This window comes from Streptomyces cinerochromogenes (genome assembly GCF_014648635.1).
Lineage (GTDB): Bacteria > Actinomycetota > Actinomycetes > Streptomycetales > Streptomycetaceae > Streptomyces > Streptomyces cinerochromogenes.
The window spans coordinates 142503-162201 of sequence record NZ_BMRM01000002.1; the positions used below are offsets into that span (position 1 = coordinate 142503).

At 71.5% G+C, this 19699-nt stretch carries 18 protein-coding genes; 7 read left to right on the plus strand and 11 right to left on the minus strand.

Going from position 1 to position 19699, the window contains the following annotated elements; translation table 11 throughout:
* The first annotated feature begins 178 nt into the window (after nt 1-178).
* Together IEZ20_RS04380 and IEZ20_RS04385 are read left to right on the plus strand one after the other, a co-directional pair.
* Nucleotides 179-1186 (plus strand): acyl-CoA desaturase, encoded by a 1008-nt coding sequence (locus IEZ20_RS04380; RefSeq protein ID WP_189294764.1) that lies wholly within the window; start codon nt 179-181, stop codon nt 1184-1186.
* A complete protein-coding gene (locus IEZ20_RS04385) occupies nt 1183-1860 on the plus strand; it encodes a TetR/AcrR family transcriptional regulator (RefSeq protein ID WP_030778996.1) in 678 nt (225 codons plus the stop codon). The genes IEZ20_RS04380 and IEZ20_RS04385 overlap by 4 nt, the downstream gene beginning before the upstream one ends.
* 114 nt (nt 1861-1974) lie before the next feature.
* Here IEZ20_RS04385 and IEZ20_RS04390 read toward each other — a convergent pair whose 3' ends face one another.
* Nucleotides 1975-2784, minus strand: coding sequence for a trans-aconitate 2-methyltransferase (locus tag IEZ20_RS04390; RefSeq protein WP_189294765.1), 810 nt, complete (start codon nt 2782-2784; stop codon nt 1975-1977).
* 89 nt (nt 2785-2873) lie between these two features.
* Between IEZ20_RS04390 and tamR the strand changes: the two genes are divergently transcribed.
* On the plus strand, nt 2874-3371 hold the full coding sequence (gene tamR / locus IEZ20_RS04395; protein WP_189294766.1) for a MarR family transcriptional regulator TamR: 498 nt from the start codon (nt 2874-2876) through the stop codon (nt 3369-3371).
* Here the strand turns inward: tamR and IEZ20_RS04400 are convergent.
* Entirely contained in the window at nt 3330-4109 is a 780-nt protein-coding gene (locus IEZ20_RS04400) for a LuxR C-terminal-related transcriptional regulator (protein ID WP_189294767.1), read from the minus strand. The genes tamR and IEZ20_RS04400 overlap by 42 nt on opposite strands.
* Before the next feature lie 308 nt (nt 4110-4417).
* Between IEZ20_RS04400 and IEZ20_RS04405 the strand changes: the two genes are divergently transcribed.
* Nucleotides 4418-4873, plus strand: a complete 456-nt coding sequence (locus tag IEZ20_RS04405; RefSeq protein ID WP_189295335.1) for a GNAT family N-acetyltransferase — start codon at nt 4418-4420, stop codon at nt 4871-4873.
* A gap of 7 nt (nt 4874-4880) precedes the next feature.
* On the opposite strand, the gene galK is transcribed toward IEZ20_RS04405, so the two are convergent.
* Genes galK through galT form a run of 3 tightly spaced genes read right to left on the minus strand, consistent with a single transcriptional unit; the run spans nt 4881 to nt 8055 of the window.
* Nucleotides 4881-6035 carry a galactokinase gene (gene galK / locus IEZ20_RS04410; protein WP_189294768.1) on the minus strand — a complete coding sequence of 385 codons (1155 nt, stop codon included), beginning with the start codon at nt 6033-6035 and terminating at the stop codon, nt 4881-4883.
* Nucleotides 6035-6997, minus strand: coding sequence for a UDP-glucose 4-epimerase GalE (gene galE, locus IEZ20_RS04415; protein WP_189294769.1), 963 nt, complete (start codon nt 6995-6997; stop codon nt 6035-6037). The genes galK and galE overlap by 1 nt, the downstream gene beginning before the upstream one ends.
* Nucleotides 6994-8055 (minus strand): galactose-1-phosphate uridylyltransferase, encoded by a 1062-nt coding sequence (gene galT / locus IEZ20_RS04420; RefSeq protein WP_189294770.1) that lies wholly within the window; start codon nt 8053-8055, stop codon nt 6994-6996. The genes galE and galT overlap by 4 nt, the downstream gene beginning before the upstream one ends.
* Before the next feature lie 203 nt (nt 8056-8258).
* Here galT and IEZ20_RS04425 point away from each other — a divergent pair, with 203 nt between their 5' ends.
* Both IEZ20_RS04425 and IEZ20_RS04430 read left to right on the plus strand, forming a co-directional pair.
* Complete coding sequence (locus IEZ20_RS04425) at nt 8259-9950, plus strand: sodium:solute symporter family protein (RefSeq protein WP_189294771.1); 1692 nt, start codon at nt 8259-8261, stop codon at nt 9948-9950.
* Between the two features lie 21 nt (nt 9951-9971).
* A complete protein-coding gene (locus IEZ20_RS04430; RefSeq protein ID WP_189294772.1) occupies nt 9972-10310 on the plus strand; it encodes a hypothetical protein in 339 nt (112 codons plus the stop codon).
* Nucleotides 10311-10416: 106 nt separating this feature from the next.
* Here IEZ20_RS04430 and IEZ20_RS04435 read toward each other — a convergent pair whose 3' ends face one another.
* The 4 genes from IEZ20_RS04435 to IEZ20_RS04450 all read right to left on the minus strand — a co-directional run bounded on the left by IEZ20_RS04435 (nt 10417) and on the right by IEZ20_RS04450 (nt 17072).
* Nucleotides 10417-11106 (minus strand): helix-turn-helix transcriptional regulator, encoded by a 690-nt coding sequence (locus tag IEZ20_RS04435; RefSeq protein ID WP_189294773.1) that lies wholly within the window; start codon nt 11104-11106, stop codon nt 10417-10419.
* A 175-nt stretch (nt 11107-11281) separates the two neighbouring features.
* Nucleotides 11282-13096, minus strand: a complete 1815-nt coding sequence (locus IEZ20_RS04440; RefSeq protein ID WP_189294774.1) for an outer membrane protein assembly factor BamB family protein — start codon at nt 13094-13096, stop codon at nt 11282-11284.
* Between the two features lie 79 nt (nt 13097-13175).
* Entirely contained in the window at nt 13176-15029 is a 1854-nt protein-coding gene (locus IEZ20_RS04445; protein WP_189294775.1) for an outer membrane protein assembly factor BamB family protein, read from the minus strand.
* A gap of 234 nt (nt 15030-15263) precedes the next feature.
* Nucleotides 15264-17072 carry an ABC-F family ATP-binding cassette domain-containing protein gene (locus IEZ20_RS04450; RefSeq protein ID WP_189294776.1) on the minus strand — a complete coding sequence of 603 codons (1809 nt, stop codon included), beginning with the start codon at nt 17070-17072 and terminating at the stop codon, nt 15264-15266.
* Between the two features lie 155 nt (nt 17073-17227).
* Here IEZ20_RS04450 and IEZ20_RS04455 point away from each other — a divergent pair, with 155 nt between their 5' ends.
* Complete coding sequence (locus IEZ20_RS04455) at nt 17228-17824, plus strand: Uma2 family endonuclease (protein WP_189294777.1); 597 nt, start codon at nt 17228-17230, stop codon at nt 17822-17824.
* A gap of 11 nt (nt 17825-17835) precedes the next feature.
* Here IEZ20_RS04455 and IEZ20_RS04460 read toward each other — a convergent pair whose 3' ends face one another.
* Nucleotides 17836-18729 carry a 4-(cytidine 5'-diphospho)-2-C-methyl-D-erythritol kinase gene (locus IEZ20_RS04460; protein ID WP_189294778.1) on the minus strand — a complete coding sequence of 298 codons (894 nt, stop codon included), beginning with the start codon at nt 18727-18729 and terminating at the stop codon, nt 17836-17838.
* Nucleotides 18726-19595 carry a 16S rRNA (adenine(1518)-N(6)/adenine(1519)-N(6))-dimethyltransferase RsmA gene (gene rsmA, locus IEZ20_RS04465; RefSeq protein ID WP_189294779.1) on the minus strand — a complete coding sequence of 290 codons (870 nt, stop codon included), beginning with the start codon at nt 19593-19595 and terminating at the stop codon, nt 18726-18728. Before rsmA ends, IEZ20_RS04460 begins: the two co-directional genes overlap by 4 nt.
* Between the last annotated feature and the right edge of the window lie 104 nt (nt 19596-19699).

Genomic DNA, 19699 nt, shown 5'->3' on the forward strand with positions numbered 1-19699 from the left:
CGAGTCCAAGGATAGGTGGCGATGTGGACGCGCAGGGTCTGGGGCTCTTGCCGCCGCACCTGGCGCTGCCATACTTACGTCGCCGTAGGTTACGGAACCGTAGGGAAGGGCCGTCGAGTCCCCCTCGGTTCCAAAGACCCGGAATCCGCCTCGACCATCGACCCCACAGGGGACGCGCATGACCTCAAGTTCCGATGTGATCGAAGAAGCCCGTAAGGCCACCGACACACCCCCTCCCTCCGCCACGCTGGGCGGCGAGCAGAAGCGTTCGATCGAACAGATCACGCTGCTCCTGTTCATCACCGTGCCGTTCCTGGCGCTGGTGGCGGCGGTGCCGCTGGCCTGGGGCTGGGGGGTGAGCTGGCTCGATCTGGGCCTGCTGGTGTTCTTCTACTTCCTGGGGTGCCACGGCATCACGATCGGTTTCCACCGGTACTTCACCCATGGTTCGTTCAAGGCGAAGCGGCCCCTGCGGATCGCACTGGCGATCATGGGGTCGCTGGCGGTCGAGGGGCCCCTGGTGCGCTGGGTGGCCGATCACCGCCGGCATCACAAGTTCTCCGACGCGGAGGGTGACCCGCACTCGCCGTGGCGGTTCGGCGAGACGGTTCCGGCGCTGATGAAGGGCCTGTGGTGGGCGCACATCGGCTGGATGTTCGACGAGGAGCAGACCCCGCAGGAGAAGTACGCGCCGGATCTGATCAAGGACAAGGCGATCCGGGCGATCTCCCGCCAGTTCGTGCTGTGGACCGCCGTGTCCCTGGGCCTGCCCCCGCTGATCGGGGGGCTGGTGACGATGTCCTGGTGGGGCGCGTTCACCGCGTTCTTCTGGGGTTCACTCGTGCGGGTGGCGCTGCTGCACCATGTGACCTGGTCGATCAACTCGATCTGCCACGCGGTCGGCAAGCGGCCGTTCAAGTCGCGGGACCGCTCGGGCAACGTGTGGTGGCTGGCGGTCCTGTCCTGCGGGGAGTCCTGGCACAACCTGCACCACGCCGACCCGACCTGCGCGCGGCACGGTGTGATGCGCGGCCAGATCGACTCCTCGGCACGGTTCATCCGCATCTTCGAGGCGTTCGGCTGGGCGTACGACGTGCGCTGGCCGTCACGCTCGCGTATCGATTCGCGCCGCAGCACCGGCGGGGACGGCTCCCGGCGCCGGGAGGAGACCGCGAAGGCGGCATGATTGACGCCGTGGCGACCGACTCCAGCAGCACTTCAGGCAACGACAAGCAGCGGCGGACCCGCCGGACCCGTATGACCGGTGCCGAGCGCCGCCAGCAGCTGCTGGAGATCGGTCGCACCCTCTTCGCGGCGAAGGGCTTCGAGGGCACGTCGGTGGAGGAGATCGCGGCGAAGGCCGGGGTGTCCAAGCCGGTGGTGTACGAGCACTTCGGCGGCAAGGAGGGGCTGTACGCGGTGGTGGTGGACCGCGAGATGCGGCGCCTGCTGGACATGGTGACCAGCTCCCTGACCGCCGGCCACCCCCGCGAGCTGTGCGAACAGGCGGCGTTCGCGCTGCTGGACTACATCGAGGAGTACACGGACGGTTTCCGCATCCTGGTCCGTGACTCCCCCATCCCGCAGTCCACGGGGTCCTTCGCCTCGCTGATCTCCGACATCGCCACCCAGGTGGAGGACATCCTGGGCCGCGAGTTCAAGTCCCGCGGCTTCGACCCCAAGCTGGCCCCGCTCTACGCCCAGGCGCTGGTCGGCATGGTCGCCCTGACCGGTCAGTGGTGGCTGGACGTGCGCCGCCCGAAGAAGGCGGAGGTGGCGGCCCACCTGGTGAACCTGGCCTGGCACGGCCTGGACGGGCTGGAGCCGAAGCCGCGGCTGATAGGTCACCGCAAGGCGTAGGGGGTCAGCGGGGCTGGAGGAACTCCAGGCGGTTGCCGGCGAGGTCCTCGCACTCGGGCTCCGGGCCGGGCGGTGCGGACGGCCGCACGTGTGCGACGGCGGCCGGCACTTTCCTCAGGCCCCCTTCACCGCGACGGCGAACAGCCGCCGGAAGGGCAGGACGGTCCCGTAGGGCGCGCTCGGGTACGCCTCCCGCAGCAGGTCCCGGTACTCGGTGAGGAACGCGTCGCGGGCCCGGGGGTCGTCGGCGAGGGCGGTCAGGGCGGGGCGCAGGCCGGTGCCCTTGACCCAGTCGAGGACCGGGTCCTCGCCGCCCAGGACGTGGAAGTAGGTCGTCTGCCACACGTCGGCCGTGCAGCCGAGGCGGGTGAGCAGGTCCAGGTAGGCGCCGGGGGTGGCGACGGAGTCGGTGCGGCGCAGCACGCCGGCGAGGCGGTCGCGCCAGCGGGGGGTGGCGGCGAGGTCCCGCATGAGGGCGTGCAGCGGGGCGTCGATGTTGTCGGGGACCTGGAAGGCGAGGGTGCCGCCGGGGGTGAGGGCGGCGATCCAGTCGGGGAAGCGGTCGGCGTGGCCCGGCACCCACTGGAGGGTGGCGTTGGAGACGATCAGGTCGTACGGCTCGGTGGGTGCCCAGGTGCGCAGGTCGGCGTGGGCGAAGTCCAGGCGGCCGCCGGCCGTGGGGCCCTCGTGGTCGACGTGGGCCTTGTCGAGCATCTCGGGCGAGTTGTCGTAGCCGGTGATGCGGGCGGTGGGCCAGCGGCCGGCGAGCAGGGCGGTGACGTTGCCGGGGCCGCAGCCGAGGTCGGCGATGCGGGGGCGGTCGCCCGGGAGTGCCGGGATCCGGGCGAGGAGGTCGGCGAAGGGCCGGGCCCGGTGCCCGGCGTGGCGGAGGTACTGGGCGGGGTCCCAGCGGGGCGTCGTCATGGCACCCACTCTCCCCGCACATTTATCTCGTCGTCAAGAGACTCGACATCAAGAGACTTCATGTCGACACAACCACTACACTGATCTCCATGGAGGACGAGGTCGATCGGCTGGTCGCAGCGTGGCGCCGGGAGCGTCCGGACCTCGACGTGGAGCCGCTGGAAGTGCTGAGCCGGGTGAGCCGACTCGCCCGGCACCTCGATCGCGCCCGCCGGCTCGCCTTCTCCGAGCACCAGCTGGAGCCCTGGGAGTTCGACGTTCTGACCGCGCTCCGGCGCGCGGGAACGCCGTACCAGCTCTCCCCCGGCCAGCTGCTGACCCAGACCCTGGTCACCTCGGGCACCATGACCAACCGCATCGACCGGCTGGCGAAGAAGGGCCTGGTGGAGCGGCTGCCCGACCCGAGCGACCGCAGGGGCGTCCTCGTCCGGCTGACCGACGAGGGCCGGGACCGCGCCGACCAGGCACTGGCGGGCCTGCTGGAGCAGGAGCGGGCGATCCTCGGCGAACTCTCCCGCGCCCAGCGCGCCGAACTGGCCGGCCTGCTACGCCAGCTGACCGCCCCGTTCGACAACATCCCCGGCTAGGGGCCCGCCCAGGTCCGCCGGCCCCACGCCCGCACGTCGGGCCAGGGCGACGGCGGCCAGGGTGGAGTGGACGCCCAGTTTGCCGAGGACGTTCTGCATGTGGGTGCGGACGGTGTGCGGGGAGAGGAACAGCCGCTCGGCGACGGCCTTGCGGCCGAGCCCGGCGACCATGCAGCGCAGCACCTCCCGCTCCCTCGGGGTGAGGGACTCCACCAGCCGCTCGCTCTCGGTGCGGTGCCTGCGGGCCGCCGTCAGCTCCTTCAGCACCCCGGTGAGCAGCGCCGGCGGCAGGTGCGTCTCGTCGCGCAGCACTCCCCGGATCACCGTGAGCAGCCGCGACAGCGAGCAGTCCTTGGCGACCCAGCCGGAGGCCCCCGCCTGCAGCGCGAGGGCCGCGCGGCGCGGGTCGTCCTTCTCGGCGAGGACGACGATCCGTACGGCGGGCTGGGCGGCGCGGACCCCGGTGACCAGCGAGATGCCGTCGACCAGGCCCTCCTCGTCACCCTCCTGCACGGGTACGGCCGGACGGACGCCGGGCAGACGGCCGCCGAGGTCGGCGTCGACCAGCAGCACGTCGTACCGTCTGCCTTCGCCCGCCGCTCGCTCCAGGCAACGCAGCGCGGCCGGGCCGCTGCCGGCCGCGGCGACGTCGACGTCGGGCTCGGCGGCCAGCGCGGCGGCGAGCGACTCGGCGAAGATGCGGTGGTCGTCCACGACCAGGACTCGGGTGCGAACCACGTAACCCCCTTCCCCGGGCTCCGCGTGGAGCAGGGGATACCAAGGTCCGGAAGGCTCCGGAATAGGCCGGCCCGGACGAATCCGGAAAGGATCCGGAGAACGACGACCAACACGGGTACGACACCCACGGACAAGGACGCACGCCGCACGGCCGCCGCCGTTGCGGAGACTGCTACCCCTCCGCGGGTGCCGTACCCGCCTGTCTCGCCCCCTGGTGCGGCACCGGCCCCCACCGGTGCTGTTCCACAGAGTACGGACGGGAGCACGCAGCGGAAGCAGATTTGCAGAACTGGCCGTCCGGCGCGTTTATGGTGTGCCGCATGTTTCGTATTGAGGCGGAAGTCGACAAAGACCGACGTGATCTGCTCCGCTCGCGGCTGCGGGACACCAACACGGCGGCCTCCCCGGTGCTCGCCGCCCTGCGCGGCACGCCCGGCGAACGCGAGGTCCCCCTCCACGTCTGGGCCCTGGACCCCTCCGGCGGCCTGGCGGGCGGGCTGGTCGGCCACACCTGGACGGCCTGGCTGCACATCACCTACCTGTGGGTCGACGCCGCCCACCGCGGCGCCGGTCTGGGCGGCCGCCTGCTCGCCGAGGCCGAGCACATCGCCGCCACCGACCGCGGCTGCACCGCGTCCCGCCTGGAGACCTGGGACTTCCAGGCCCCGGAGTTCTACCGGAAACAGGGCTACGAGGTGGTGTGCGTGATCCCCGACTACCCGCCGGGGATCACGGAGTACACGCTGACGAAGCGCCTGGCCTGACGGGACCTCAGACCAGCCGGCGGGCCCCGGCCGACGGGACCGCCTCGAAGACGCGCGGCGGGGTGAAGGACGCTGCCGCGAAGGCTTCCTCGATCGTCTTGGTGAGGGTGTCGACGTCCGTCGCCTCCGCCAGGACGATCGCCGAGCCGCCGAAGCCGCCGCCCGTCATGCGGGCGCCGAGGGCGCCGTGGGCGAGGGCGGTGTCCACGACCAGGTCCAGCTCCGGGCAGGAGATGCGGAAGTCGTCCCGCAGGGAGGCGTGGCCCTCGGTGAGGACCGGGCCGATGGAGCGGGGGTCGCCGGCGCGGAGCAGGGCCACCGTGCGTTCGACCCGCTGGTCCTCGGTGACCACGTGCCGCACCAGGCGGACCACCTCCTCCTCGTCGCCGAGGCGGGCGAGGGCGGCGTCCAGCTCGTCGTAGGGGATGTCCCGCAGGGCGTCGACGCCGAGCAGGGCCGCGCCCTTCTCGCAGCCGGCCCGGCGCCTGCCGTACTCGCCGCCGCTGTGGGCGTGCTTGACCCGGGTGTCCACGACCAGCAGGCGCAGGCCCTCGGCCGCGAGGTCGAAGGGGATCTGCTGCTGGGACAGGTCGCGGGTGTCCAGGAACAGCGCGTGGCCCTGCTCGCAGCAGGCCGACGCCGTCTGGTCCATGATCCCGGTGGGCGCGCCGACGTAGACGTTCTCGGCGCGCTGGCACAGGCGGGCCAGCTTCCAGCGCGGCAGGCCCAGGTCGTACAGGTCGTTCAGCGCGAGGGCGACCACGATCTCCAGGGCGGCCGAGGAGGAGAGGCCGGCGCCCGTCGGGACCGTCGAGGACAGGTGGACGTCCGCGCCGGTGATCTGGTGGCCCGCCTCGCGAAGAGCCCAGAGCACGCCCGCCGGGTACGCCGTCCACTCCCGGTCGCTCTCCGGCGCGAGGGCGTCGAGCCGCAGCTCCGCGATGCCGCCCTCGACGTCCGCCGAGTGCAGGCGGAGGATGCCGTCGGTGCGGCGGGAGACCGCCGCGAGCGCCTGGTGCGGCAGCGCGAACGGCATGACGAAGCCGTCGTTGTAGTCGGTGTGCTCGCCGATCAGGTTGACCCGGCCCGGCGCCGCCCACACGCCCTCCGGCTCCGCCCCGTACAGCGCGGCGAAGCGGTCCGCGACCTGCTGTGCCCCCACTAGTGCTCCCTCGTGATGCTCTGCGCGAACTCCCACGCGTCCGCGACGATGCCCGCGAGATCCGCGCGGGTCGGGTTCCAGCCCAGTTTCTCGCGGGCGGTGTCCGCGGAGGCGACCAGGACGGCGGGGTCGCCGCCCCGGCGCGGGGCGGTCACCTCCGGGATCGGGTGGCCGGTGACCTCGCGGACGGTCTCGATGACCTCGCGGACGGAGAAGCCGTTGCCGTTGCCGAGGTTGCAGATCAGGTGCTCGCCCGGCCGGGCGGCCGTCAGCGCCAGCAGGTGGGCCTCGGCCAGGTCGGCGACGTGGATGTAGTCGCGGACGCAGGTGCCGTCGGGGGTCGGGTAGTCGTCGCCGTAGACCGAGATGGCGTCGCGGCGGCCCTGGGCGACCTGCAGGACCAGGGGGATGAGGTGCGACTCGGGGTCGTGGCGCTCGCCGTACGCGCCGTACGCGCCGGCGACGTTGAAGTAGCGCAGCGACACCGCGGCCAGGCCGTGGGCGACCGCCTCGCTGGTGATCATGTGGTCGACGGCGAGCTTGGAGGCGCCGTAGGGGCTGGTGGGGCGTGTCGGGGCGGTCTCCGGGATCGGGGTCTGCTCCGGCTCGCCGTAGGTGGCCGCGGTGGAGGAGAACACCAGCGTGCGGACGCGGGCCTCGCGCATCGCGGCGAGCAGCGCCATGCTGCCGCCGACGTTGTTCTCCCAGTACTTCTCCGGCTTCACGACCGACTCGCCGACCTGCGAGGACGCCGCGAAGTGCAGCACGCCGTCGAAGGAGGGGTCGAGCCACTTGGCGGCGTCGCGGATGTCGCCCTCGACGAACGCGGCACCCGCGGGCACGCCCGCGCGGAAGCCGGTGGAGAGGTTGTCGAGGACGGTGACCTCGTGGCCGGCCTCCAGCAGGTGCTGGGCCACGACACTGCCGACGTATCCGGCCCCACCCGTCACCAGGTACTTCATGAACTCGCTACCTCTCGCAGTCGCTCGGCCGCGCGCTCCGGCGGCACGTCGTTGATGAACACGTTCATGCCGGACTCGGAACCCGCGAGAAACTTCAGCTTGCCGGAAGTGCGGCGGATGGTGAAAAGCTCGAGGTGGAGCGCGAAGTCGTCGCGCGTCACCCCGTCGAACTCCTCCAGCGCGCCGAACGGCGCCTGGTGCCAGGCCGCGATGTACGGCGTCGGAGGCTCACCGGTACCGAAGATCCGGTCGAAGCGCCTCAAGAGTTCCAGATACACCTGGGGGAACTCTGTGCGTGCCGCCTCGTCCAGCGCGAGCAGATCGGGCACGCGGCGCTTCGGGTACAGGTGGACCTCGTACGGCCAGTGCGCCGCGTACGGCACGAAGGCCGCCCAGTGTTCACCCTCAAGGACGACCCGCTCACCGGCGAGTTCCCGCGCCAGGACCGTGTCGAACAGGTTCTCACCGCCGGTGGCCTCCTTGTGGGCGGCGAGCGAGCGGAGCATCAGCGCGGTGCGGGGGGTGGTGAAGGGGTAGGCGTAGATCTGTCCGTGCGGGTGGCCGAGCGTCACACCGATCTCGGCACCGCGGTTCTCGAAACAGAACACCTGCTCGACGGAGGGCAGATGCGACAGCTCCGACGTGCGGTCCGTCCACGCGTCCAGCACCAGCCGCGCCTGGTCCCCGGTGAGGTCGGCGAAGGAGGCGTCGTGGTCGGAGGTGAAGCAGACGACCTCGCAGCGGCCGGAGTCGCCGGCGAGGGAGGGGAACCGGTTCTCGAAGACGACGACGTCGTACGAGGAGTCGGGGATCTCGCTGAGCCGGTCGCCCCGCGTGGGGCACAGGGGGCACTCGTCGGCCGGCGGGTGGTAGGTGCGGCCCTGGCGGTGGGAGGCGACGGCGACGCTGTCGCCGAGCAGCGGGTCGCGGCGGATCTCGGACGTGGTGACCGTACGGTCCAGCGGGCGCCGGTCGGCCGCGTCGCGCACGGTGTCGTCCCGCAGGTCGTAGTAGATCAGCTCACGACCGTCGGCCAGCCGGGTCGAGGTCTTCTTCACGCCGGACTCCTTGTTCGGGCCCCACGGGTGCGGCCGCACTGTCCTCACCCAATCACTCAACACAATCAAACATAACAGACCACAGTCCGACATCCCCTCGCTCGATCACAATCAAACAAAGAACACCAGCCAGAGTGTTCAAATAACGAACACGGCGGCGTAGGTTCCGCTCTGGATCAGTTCGCGCAACGAAGCGAGTTCTCATGCAAACCCCCACATACGCCCCCGCCTACCTGGCGGCGGAGCTACGGCTCCCCACCAACTGGCTGGACTACACGATCCTGGCGATCTACTTCGTCGTGGTCCTCGGCATCGGCTTCGCCGCCCGCCGCTCCGTGAAGACCAGCCTCGACTTCTTCCTGTCCGGACGCTCGCTGCCCGCGTGGATCACCGGCCTCGCCTTCATCTCGGCGAACCTCGCGGCCACCGAGATCCTCGGCATGGCCGCCAACAGCGCCCAGTACGGCGCCTACACCGTCCACTGGTACTGGATCGGCGCCATCCCCGCCATGGTCTTCCTGGGCCTGGTGATGATGCCCTTCTACTACGGCAGCAAGGTCCGCTCGGTCCCCGAGTTCCTGCTGCTGCGCTTCGACCGGGCCGCCCACGTGCTCAGTTCGGTCCTGTTCGCGTTCGCCGCGATCCTCATCGCCGGCGTCAACCTCTACGCCCTCGCGATCGTCGTCGAGGCCCTGCTCGGCTGGCCCCAGTGGGTCGCCATCGTCGTCGCCGGCGCCTTCGTCCTCGCGTACATCACCCTGGGCGGCCTGTCCTCGGCGATCTACAACGAGGTGCTCCAGTTCTTCGTGATCCTCGCCGCGCTCATCCCGATCACGATCCTCGGCCTGAAGAAGGTCGGCGGCTGGGGCGGACTGACCGACAAGCTCACCGCGACCCACGGCGCCAACTTCACCACGGCCTGGGGAGGCACCGGCATCGGCCACGCCAACCCCCTCGGCGCCAACTGGCTCACCATCGTCCTCGGCCTCGGCTTCGTGCTGTCCTTCGGCTACTGGACCACCAACTTCGCCGAGGTGCAGCGCGCCCTGTCCGCGAAGAACCTCTCGGCGGCCCAGCGCACACCGCTCATCGCGGCCTACCCCAAGATCTTCATCGTCTTCCTGGTCATGATCCCGGGCCTGGTCGCCGCCGCGGTCGTCCCCCACTTCGGCACCGCGGCCTCCGGCTACCAGTACAACGACGCCATCCCCTACCTGATGCAGGAACTGCTGCCCAACGGTGTGCTCGGCATCGCCGTGACCGGTCTGCTGGCGGCCTTCATGGCGGGCATGGCGGCGAACGTGTCGTCGTTCAACACGGTGTTCACCAACGACATCTGGGCGAAGTACGTCGTCCGGGACCGCGAGGACGGCTACTACGTCCGCTTCGGCCGCCTGATCACCGCGATCGGCGTCTGCGCCTCCATCGGTACGGCGTTCCTGGCGTCCTCGTTCTCGAACATCATGAGCTACCTGCAGACGCTGTTCTCCTTCTTCAACGTGCCGATGTTCGTCGTCTTCATCGTCGGCATGTTCTGGAAGCGGGCGTCCGCGAAGTCCGGGTTCTGGGGCCTGCTCGCCGGCACCGTCACCGCGATGGTCAACTACTTCGTGTTCTACAAGAAGGGGATCATCTCGATCCCCACCGACCAGGGCGCCAACTTCGTCTCCGCGATCGCGGGCTTCGTCGCCGGCGCGGTGGTGATGGTCGCGGTGTCCCTGTTCACCCGGCCGAAGCCGGCCCAGGAACTGCAGGGCCTCGTCTACGGCACCCGCTCCCCCGGCATGTCCGAGCCGCCCGCCGAGGGCGACGACGCGTGGTACCGCAAGCCGGCCCTGCTGGGCTGGGGCGCGGTCGTTCTCGCCGCCGCCTGCTACATCCCGTTCTCGTTCTGACGCGGGAGGATCGAGGAAACCATGACCGAGCACCCTGAGCACCCCGACCGTCACCACTACACCGAGGAGGAGGTGGCGCGGCAGGTCTCCGAGCTGGAGACCAAGTCCGCGACGGCGGCACGGATCTTCGACCTGCGCCGCATCATCGGCGGACTGTTCGTCCTCTACGGCGTCATCGTCACGATCACCGGGATCACCGACTCCCGGGCCGCGATCGACAAGGCCGAGGGCGTCAACATCAACCTGTGGACCGGGATCGGCATGCTGCTCCTGGGCATCTTCTTCCTGGCCTGGCTGAAGCTCCGGCCCACGCCTCCGCCGCTGCCCCCGGAGGGAGTGCCGGAAGAGCGGGCGGAGTAGCGCCGCGACAGCGCCGGGGGCGTACGGCCGCACGCCGGCTGCGGGTGCGCGGGGGCTGGTCGCGCAGTTCCCCGCGCCCCTTCGGGACGCTCCCGGCGCAGGGCGCCTATCCGGGGTCGCCGACGCCCCGCAGGGAACCCGCACGGTCCAGCAGTCCCGTCCTGGCCGCCAGCGCCGCCGCCTCCAGCCTGGACCCCACCCCCAGCTTCATCAGGACCCGCTGGACATGCGTACGGGCCGTGCTCGGGGCGATGCCCATGCCCGCCGCGATCCGCCGCGTGTCCTCCCCGTCGGCCACCCGGACCAGCACCTCCGCCTCCCGCGGCGTGAGCATCTCCAGCAGCCGCTGCGCCTCGTCGTCGGGCTGCGCGGCCGGGTTCAGCAGCTCGCTGAAGGCGCCCTGGAGCAGCAGCGGGGCCACCGCCGCCTCCCCGGCCCGGGCCTTCATGATGGCCCGCTCGACCCCCTCGATCCGCTCGTCGTGCCGCACGTACCCCGACGCCCCCGCGGCGAAGGCCGCCGCGATCCCGCGCGGCGACGGCACCGGGCCCAGCACCAGCACCGCCACCTGCGGACGCTCCCGCTTGATCTTCACCACCGGGTCGAAGACCCCCGGCTCGGCCGGCGCCGCCGTACCCAGCAGGCACACCTCGGGCGCCCGCGCGATCACGAGGTCCGCCGCGCCCGCCGCCGGCGCCGCCGCGGCGACCACCCGGTGCCCGCGCAGCTTGAGCGCCGACGCCAGCGCCTCCGCGAGCAGCCGATGGTCGTCCACGACCATGAGCCGCACTCCCATACACCAACCCCCCAGTCCCCCAGGCACCCCCGCCCTACATGCCCCCGGAAGCTACACGCTTGTTCGACGTCGCGCTGCCCCTCTTCATGAGAAGTGCCCCGGATCGATGAAATCCGGGGCACTCCTCGGCAAGTCACCCATTCGGGCGAGGCCGGCGAACGGCGGGGCGGAGGCGTCAGCCGCCGGTGCCGAACGCCATCACCAGGTACTCCTTGCTGGAGGACGACATGTCCCGCTCCTTGGCCCACACGGCGGCCATGTACAGCCGGCCCTTGCCGAAGAGCAGCTCGGAGTACTCCGGCAGCAGGTTGGCCTCCGAGTCCCGCACGCTCTTCACCGACGGGTTCTCCAGCAGCTTGGTCGCCTTGAACGAACCACCGTCGAGGCTGACGACCTGGCCGCCCTTGTTGTAGGGCGGCGCCTTGTAGGCGAGCAGGTTGCGTCCGTCCAGGCGCAGCGGGGACAGGGTGTAGCCGTCACCGGCCTCGGCGCGCTGGCCGGTGGGCTTGCCGGTCCTCAGGTCGAAGGAGACGATCTCGTTGGTGCGGGTGTAGTCGCCCGAGCCGTCGTGCGGCTCGGTCATCAGGTACAGCCTGCCGTTGCCCGCCACGACCTGCTTGCAGTCCTCGATCCGGGTGATGCCGTCGCAGCGGCCCCCGTAGGTGTCGCCGGGCGCGGGGATGCGGGCGAGCAGCTTGCCGGTCTTGTCGTCGATGGAGAAGTAGTCCGAGACACCGCTGCCGTCGCCCGCGCTCTGGCCGACGTCGGCCGCGACCACCAGCGGGTCGGTGGAGACGATGGAGGGGTAGTCGACGCCGGCCGGCATCCGGTACTCGGAGATCACCTTGCCGCCGGCCGGGTCGATGGTCTGGATGTTCAGCTGCGGGTTGTCGTACTCGCCGCACTTGCGCACCGCGACCAGCCGGGTGCCGCCGCCGTACCCCACGTCACGGCAGGTGTCGTCCGGCTTCGGCTGCCACAGCGCCTTGCCGGAGCCGATGTCGAACGCGGCGCCGCCGTCGGAGCTGCCGACCGCGACCGTGTGCTGGGCGACCGTCACGTTCTGGAAGGTGATCGGGAAGTCGCCGGACTCGACGGTCTTCGTCCACAGCTTCTTGCCCGCGGCGAGGTCGATCGCCGCGATCTGGCTGCAGCCCGCGGTGGAGCCCTTCGCGGGCATCTTCGGCTGGAAGGTGATCGCGGTCAGGCCGTCGGAGGTGACGTGGTGGCTGGCCGCGCAGATCGGTCCGGGCAGCTTGATCGTCCACAGCTCGGTGCCCTTGGCCGGGTCGTACCCGACGATCTCGGCGATGCCGCTCTTGGCGTAGACGGTGTCCGTCAGCCAGGAGCCCACGGTGCTGGTCGTGTCGTCCGCCTTGGGCAGCGGCACCTCGAAGAGCACCTTGGCGGCCGGGTCGGACGGCGCCTTCTCCTTGCCGCCACCGCCGCCGGTGCCCCCGGAGCCGTCCTTGCCGCCCGTGCCGCCGCTGGAGGAGGCGGTGTCGTGCTGCTTGCCGTCGTCCCCGGAGGACTTGGCGTACCAGATGCCGCCGCCGACGATCAGCGCGATGGCGACGACCGCCGCGACGACGATGAACAGCGCGGCGTTGTTCCGCCCGCCGCCGCCCGGCGCCGGCTGCGGCGGCATCGGCACGGACGGCGGCTGACCCTGGCTCTGGCCCGGATAGCCGTACCCCGGCTGCCCGCCCGGCACGGGCTGCATGGGCTGGGTGGGCTGCGCGTAGGGGTTGTGCGGCTGGGCGCCGTGACCCGGGGCCGGCGCCGCGGGCTGGGCCGGGGGCTGCTGGGCGTACGGGTTCGGCTGCGCGCCCGGGTAGCCGTAGCCGGGCTGCGGCTGGGGCGGCGGGGGCGGCGGCGGGGCCTGCGGGTAGCCGTACCCCGGCTGCGGCGGCGGGCCGGCCGGCGGGTTCGGCGGCTGACTCGGGGGCTGGCCCGGGGGCTGGTGGGGCGGCGGGGGCGGCTGGGTCATGCGGGTACCTCGGGGACGCGGAAGGCCGTACGGCGACGGGGGACTCGGGAGGAACGGGCTGGGGCCGGGCGGGCCGGGCTCAGTTGCCGAAGGCCATCATGAGTTTCTCCTTCGAGTCGTCGTCGCCGGACAGCCGGCCGGAGGAGATGAAGAACCGCCCGCCGGTCCAGTCGACGACGCCGTCGTAGAAGGTGTTCTCCACGTCGGCGGCGCCCTGCGGGTTCTGCAGCAGCCGGGTCGTCTTGTGGGAGGAGCCGGTGACCGGGACCGACACCACCTGGCCGCCCGTGTCGTACGACGGCTGCACGTACGCGACGAGCTTGCCGTCCTCGACCTTCACCGGCGCCATCGGCCGGTCCGTCGGGGAGCCGACGCGCCACTTCTCCTTGCCGTCGGCGAGGCTGATCGCGACGATCTCGTTGGCGCTGACGGTGGAGTCGGTGGGCAGGTACAGCATGTTCGCGTCGACCGCGACACCCTGGCAGCCCTGCAGCTCCCGCTCCAGGACGGCCCAGCCGCACCGCGGCGCGAACTTCTCGTTCACCTTGACCTCGGAGCGGAACTTGCCGTTCTTGTCGAAGGTGGAGATGTTCCAGGCCTTCTTGTCCCGGTTGGTCAGGTAGACCACGAGCGGGTCGACCGAGTACGTCCGGGTCACCTCCCAGCCCTTCTTGACGGTCTGGGTCCAGCGCACCTTGCCGGTGGCCGGGTCGAGTTCCTGGATCTCCTCGTGCTCCTTGCCGGTGCCGGCGCCGCAGGAGGCCACCTGGATCAGCCGGCTGGTGCTGCCCGCGAAGGCGGCCGGGAAGCAGGCCGCGCCGTACTTCTTCTTGTCGTACAGCTTCTTGCCGGTGCCGATGTCGTACGCCGTGCCCGACTGCGAACGACCCACCATCAGCGTCTTCCCGCTGACGGTGAGTTCGACGGTCAGCGCGCTGTCGAACAGCCCGCCGTCGGCGACCTCGGCGCTCCAGCCCTTCTCGCCGGTGCGCAGGTCCAGCTGCTGGAGCTGGTTGCACTTGGCGCGGTCGCCGCCGCCGTTCATGTATGCCACGACGACCTTGTCGTCCGCCGACTTCTGCGGGGTGACCGCGCAGATCTTCTGCGGGAAGGCCAGCGGTCCCCAGGCGGTGCCGCCGTCGGCGGTACGGAAGGCGAAGACCTGCTTGTACGCCGCCTTCACCGCCGTGTCGCCGGTGATCCACATGCCGGGCGCGTCGGCGCCGGAGGCCGGGGCGTCCGGTGCCGGCTTGTACCAGAGCACCTTCGCCTCGCCGGCCTGGCGGCCCTTGTTGAGGTTCTCCGGGTCCTCGCCGCCGGACGTCGTCGGCGAGGAGGTGGCGGAGTGCTTGGGATCGTCGCTGTGCCGGGCGACGGGCTTCTTCTCGCCGCCGTCGTCGCCGCCGCCGGACAGCGCGAACACCGTGCCGCCGATGACGAGCAGCGCGGCCACCGCGGACCCGATGATCAGCGCCGTCTTCTTCCGGGAGCCCTGCGGGCCGGGGACGGGGCCGCCGGGCGCGGCGCCGGGCATGCCCGGGTACGGCGGCTGCTGCGGGTGGCCGTAGCCGGGCTGCGGGGCGCCGTACGGGCCCGGCTGCTGCGGGGGTTGCTGCGGATAGCCGTAGGGACCGGGGGCGGCGCCGTACGGTCCCGGCTGCTGGGGCTGGGGCTGGTGCGGGTAGCCGTAGCCCGGCTGGGGCGGCTGCGGGGGCGTGGCGGGCGGCTGGGGCGCGCCGAAACCGCCCTGCGCCGGCGGGGTCTGGGGGGCGGCGCCGAAACCGCCCTGCGCCGGTGGCGTCTGCGGGGCGGCGCCGAAACCGCCCTGCGCCGGTGGCGTCTGCGGGGCCGGGCCGAAACCACCGCCCTGCGGCGGCTGGTCCTGCGGTGCTCCGAACCCGCTCTGCGGCGGCTGGTCGGGCGGCTGAGTCATCAGCGCTCTTCCCCCTCGTTCACTGATTTTTAGCCACGCCCTGAGGTTCGTGACGGACCCAAGGTCGCTTACAGACAGTTCTCAGACGGCTCTTTCTATCACTCGGCACCGACAGCACACGGGGCCGCGTCCTGCCCTGTTCCCAAGGGAGGACCGGCCCGTGATGCCGTCGTTATGCGCCTTCACGCCCCCTTCACCCGGCGCACGCGCCCCCTTCGTGCCGGGCGTGAACGGTCAGGCGTCCTCCGCCAGTTCCAGCCAGCGCAGTTCCAGTTCCTCGCGCTCCCCGGCGAGGTCCCGCAACCGGGCGTCCAGATCGGCCACCTTCGCGAAGTCGGTGGCGTTGTCGGCGATCTGGGCGTGCAGCGCGGACTCCTTCTCGGAGATCTTGTCCAACTGCCGCTCGATCTTCTGGAGTTCCTTCTTCGCGGCCCGCTGGTCGGCGGCGCTCCTCTCCGTGGCGGCCGGCTTCGGTGCCGCGGCGGTGGCCTGCGCGGCGACCGCCTCCTCCATGCGCCGGCGCCGCTCCAGGTACTCGTCGATGCCGCGCGGCAGCATCCGCAGGGCGCCGTCGCCGAGGAGGGCGAAGACCCGGTCCGTGGTGCGCTCCACGAAGAACCGGTCGTGGGAGATGACGATCATCGAGCCGGGCCAGCCGTCGAGGACGTCCTCCAGCTGGGTGAGGGTCTCGATGTCGAGGTCGTTGGTGGGCTCGTCCAGGAAGAGGACGTTGGGCTCGTCCATGAGCAGCCGCAGCAGCTGCAGCCGGCGCCGCTCACCACCGGAGAGGTCGCCGACCGGCGTCCACTGCTTCTCCTTGGTGAAGCCGAACGTCTCGCACAGCTGCCCGGCCGTCATCTCGCGCCCCTTGCCGAGGTCGACGCGCTCCCGGACCCGCTGCACGGCCTCCAGCACCCGCCAGGTCGGGTCGAGTTCGGCGACCTCCTGGGAGAGGTAGGCCAGCTTGACGGTCTTGCCCACGGCGATACGGCCGCCGGCGGGCTGCTCCTCGCCCTCGCTGCGGGCCGCGGCGGCCATGGCACGCAGCAGCGAGGTCTTGCCGGCCCCGTTGACCCCGACGAGACCGATCCGGTCGCCCGGCCCGAGCTGCCAGGTGACGTGCTTCAGCAGCACCTTCGGACCGGCCTGGACGGTCACGTCCTCCAGGTCGAAGACGGTCCTGCCGAGCCGCGAGGAGGCGAACTTCATCAGCTCGCTGCTGTCCCGGGGCGGCGGCACGTCCGCGATCAGCTCGTTGGCGGCCTCGACCCGGAAGCGCGGCTTCGACGTCCGCGCGGGGGCGCCGCGCCGCAGCCAGGCCAGCTCCTTGCGGACCAGGTTCTGCCGCTTGGCCTCCTCGGTCGCGGCGATCCGCTCCCGCTCCGCGCGCGCGAAGACGTAGTCGGAGTAGCCGCCCTCGTACTCGTACACGTCACCGCGCTGCACGTCCCACATGCGGGTGCACACCTGGTCCAGGAACCACCGGTCGTGCGTCACGCACACCAGCGCCGAGCGCCGGTTCTGCAGGTGCTGGGCGAGCCAGGAGATGCCCTCGACGTCGAGGTGGTTGGTGGGCTCGTCCAGGACGATCAGGTCCTGCTCCTCGATGAGCAGCTTGGCCAGCGCGATGCGGCGCCGCTCGCCACCGGAGAGCGGCCCGATGACGGTGTCGAGCCCCTTCGGGAAGCCCGGCAGGTCCAGCCCGCCGAACAGTCCGGTCAGCACGTCCCTGACCTTGGCGTTGCCGGCCCACTCGTGGTCGGCCATGTCACCGATGACCTCGTGACGCACGGTGGCGGCCGGGTCGAGGGAGTCGTGCTGCGTCAGCACGCCGAGGCGCAGCCCGCCGGAGTGCGTGATCCGTCCGGTGTCGGCCTCCTCCAGCTTGGCGAGCATCCGGATGAGGGTGGTCTTGCCGTCGCCGTTGCGTCCGACGACCCCGATCCGGTCCCCTTCCGACACGCCGAGCGAGACGCCGTCCAGCAGGGCACGGGTGCCGTACACCTTGCTGACGTTCTCGACATTGACCAGGTTGACGGCCATTTCACTCCTGTGCGCGGGGTCGGTCAGCCTTCTAGCGTAGGCCCTCGGGGGATGAGGGCGGGGCGCGAGGGCTTGTCACTCTTTGTGATGACGTGATCGGGAACGGGCCGATACCGTGGAGGGCAGGCAGCAGGATCCCGTCCATGGGAGGCACCATGACCGCCGAGTCCGTAGAGCACCGGGTTCCATGGCCGGTGCCGCCGCTGGACGGATACACCGTGGACGACCTGTTCACGCTGCCGGATCTCCCGCCGCACACCGAGCTGATCGACGGGAGCCTGGTTTTCGTGAGTCCGCAGCGCCGATTCCACGGGAACGTGGTCGATCTGCTCGTCTTCGGCCTGCGTGCCAGTGGCCTGCCTGCCGAATTCAAGGTCAGCCGGGAGATGACCGTGATCCTCGACAGGCGCAACGGCCCCGAGCCCGACGTGAGCGTGATCCGGACCGACGCCGTCACCGGGCCGGACCAGACGAGCTACCAGGCCACCGACGTACTTCTGGCGGTCGAAGTGGTCTCGCCCGAGTCCGAGTCCCGCGACCGCACGACGAAGCCGCAGAAATACGCCGCCGCCGGAATTCCGAACTTCTGGCGCGTCGAGGCGAACGGGACCGACGGCAGGCCCGTCATCCACGTCTACGAAATCGACCCGCTCACCCGGGCGTACGTCCACACGGGCATGCACCGCGATCGCATCAAGGTCGACAAGCCGTACCCCATCGACATCGACCTGACGGCGATCGACGAGCTCTGAGGGGATTGCCCTCAGACAACCGTCGCCCCCGCCACCGGCCCCACCGCGGTCCGCACGGCCCTGCACGTCCCCGACGCCCGCAGCACCTCGGCCACCTTCTCCGCCGACTCGGCGTCCCGCGCGAGGAACGCGGTCGTAGGCCCGGACCCGGAGACCAGCGCGGCAAGCGCACCCGCACCCCGACCCGCGTCCAGCGTGTCCGACAGCTCCGGGAACAGCGACAGCGCGGCAGGCTGAAGGCCGTTCGAGACGGCCGCCGCCAGCCCCTCCACGTCCCCCTTCGCCAGCGCCTCCAGCAGCTGCTCCGACGCCACCGGCTCCGGGATCTCCCGTCCCTCCGCCAGCCGGTCGAACTCCCGGAACACCGCCGGGGTCGACAGCCCCCGCCCGGCCATCGCGAACACCCAGTGGAAGGTGCCGCCGACCTCCAGCGCGGTCAGCCGCTCACCGCGCCCGGTGCCGAGGGCGGCCCCGCCGACCAGGCTGAACGGCACGTCGCTGCCCAGCTCGGCGCAGATCGCGAGCAGCTCGGCCCGCGAGGCGCCCGTGCCCCACAGCCGGTCGCAGGCGAGCAGCGCGCCCGCGCCGTCCGCGCTGCCGCCCGCCATGCCGCCGGCGACCGGGATGTCCTTGGCGATGTGGACGTGGACGTTCGGCTCGATGCCCCGGCGCCCGGCGAGGGCGATCGCCGCGCGCGCGGCGAGGTTGGTGCGGTCCAGGGGGACCTGGTCGGCGTCCGGGCCCTCGCAGGTGATCCGGAGTCCGTCGGCCGGGGTCACGGTCACCTCGTCGTACAGGCCGACCGCGAGGAAGACGTTGGCGAGGTCGTGGAAGCCGTCGGGGCGGGCGGCGCCGACGGCGAGCTGGACGTTGACCTTGGCCGGTACGCGTACCGTGACGCTCACTTGCCGCTCTCCTTGTGTTCGGCGATCCGCGCGAACTCCTCCACCGTCAGCGCCTCCCCGCGCGCCTGCGGGGAGACCCCGGCCGCGACCAGCGCCGCCTCGGCCGCCGCCGCGGACCCCGCCCAGCCGGCGAGCGCGGCCCGCAGGGTCTTGCGGCGCTGGGCGAAGGCCGCGTCGACCACGGCGAAGACCTCGGCCTTGGAAGCGGTGGTTTTGATCGGCTCGGCCCGGCGGACCAGGGACACCAGCCCGCTGTCGACGTTCGGAGCGGGCCAGAAGACGTTGCGGCCGATGGCCCCGGCCCGCTTCACGTCGGCGTACCAGTTGGCCTTCACGGACGGGACGCCGTACACCTTGTTCCCGGGGGCGGCGGCGAGCCGGTCGGCGACCTCGGACTGCACCATGACCAGCGTCCGCTCGATGCTCGGGAAGGTGTCGAGCATGTGCAGCAGGACGGGGACGGCGACGTTGTAGGGGAGGTTCGCGACCAGCGCCGTCGGCGCGGGGCCGGGCAGCTCGGTGACGTGCATCGCGTCGGAGTGGACCAGCGCGAAGCGGTCGGCGCGGTCGGGCATGCGCGCGGTGACGGTGCCGGGGAGGGCCGCGGCGAGTACGTCGTCGATCTCGACGGCGGTGACCCGGTCGGCGGCCTCCAGCAGCGCGAGGGTGAGCGAGCCGAGGCCGGGGCCCACCTCCACGACGACGTCGTCCGGGCGGACCTCGGCGGTGCGGACGATACGGCGGACCGTGTTCGCGTCGATCACGAAGTTCTGGCCGCGTTGCTTGGTGGGGCGGACACCGAGCGCTGCCGCGAGTTCACGGATGTCGGCGGGGCCGAGGAGGGCGTCGGGGGTGGGGCTGCTCACGGGGACAAGGGTACGGGGGCGGAGGAGGCCGGATCGCCAGACGCCCGGCACCGGGACCGCGGACGCCCGGCCACGCCGGGCGGATGCCGCAACCGCCCTGCGGT

What these genes read in the sequence shown, in the direction of transcription:
- IEZ20_RS04435 (WP_189294773.1), bottom strand. Translation starts at nt 11,106, where the DNA reads ATGGGAGTGCGGCTCATGGTCGTGGACGACCATCGGCTGCTCGCGGAG.
- IEZ20_RS04440 (WP_189294774.1), bottom strand. Translation starts at nt 13,096, where the DNA reads ATGACCCAGCCGCCCCCGCCGCCCCACCAGCCCCCGGGCCAGCCCCCG.
- IEZ20_RS04455 (WP_189294777.1), top strand. Translation starts at nt 17,228, where the DNA reads ATGACCGCCGAGTCCGTAGAGCACCGGGTTCCATGGCCGGTGCCGCCG.
- IEZ20_RS04380 (WP_189294764.1), top strand. Translation starts at nt 179, where the DNA reads ATGACCTCAAGTTCCGATGTGATCGAAGAAGCCCGTAAGGCCACCGAC.
- IEZ20_RS04445 (WP_189294775.1), bottom strand. Translation starts at nt 15,029, where the DNA reads ATGACTCAGCCGCCCGACCAGCCGCCGCAGAGCGGGTTCGGAGCACCG.
- IEZ20_RS04430 (WP_189294772.1), top strand. Translation starts at nt 9,972, where the DNA reads ATGACCGAGCACCCTGAGCACCCCGACCGTCACCACTACACCGAGGAG.
- IEZ20_RS04390 (WP_189294765.1), bottom strand. Translation starts at nt 2,784, where the DNA reads ATGACGACGCCCCGCTGGGACCCCGCCCAGTACCTCCGCCACGCCGGG.
- IEZ20_RS04425 (WP_189294771.1), top strand. Translation starts at nt 8,259, where the DNA reads ATGCAAACCCCCACATACGCCCCCGCCTACCTGGCGGCGGAGCTACGG.
- tamR (WP_189294766.1), top strand. Translation starts at nt 2,874, where the DNA reads ATGGAGGACGAGGTCGATCGGCTGGTCGCAGCGTGGCGCCGGGAGCGT.
- galE (WP_189294769.1), bottom strand. Translation starts at nt 6,997, where the DNA reads ATGAAGTACCTGGTGACGGGTGGGGCCGGATACGTCGGCAGTGTCGTG.
- IEZ20_RS04385 (WP_030778996.1), top strand. Translation starts at nt 1,183, where the DNA reads ATGATTGACGCCGTGGCGACCGACTCCAGCAGCACTTCAGGCAACGAC.
- IEZ20_RS04405 (WP_189295335.1), top strand. Translation starts at nt 4,418, where the DNA reads ATGGTGTGCCGCATGTTTCGTATTGAGGCGGAAGTCGACAAAGACCGA.
- IEZ20_RS04450 (WP_189294776.1), bottom strand. Translation starts at nt 17,072, where the DNA reads ATGGCCGTCAACCTGGTCAATGTCGAGAACGTCAGCAAGGTGTACGGC.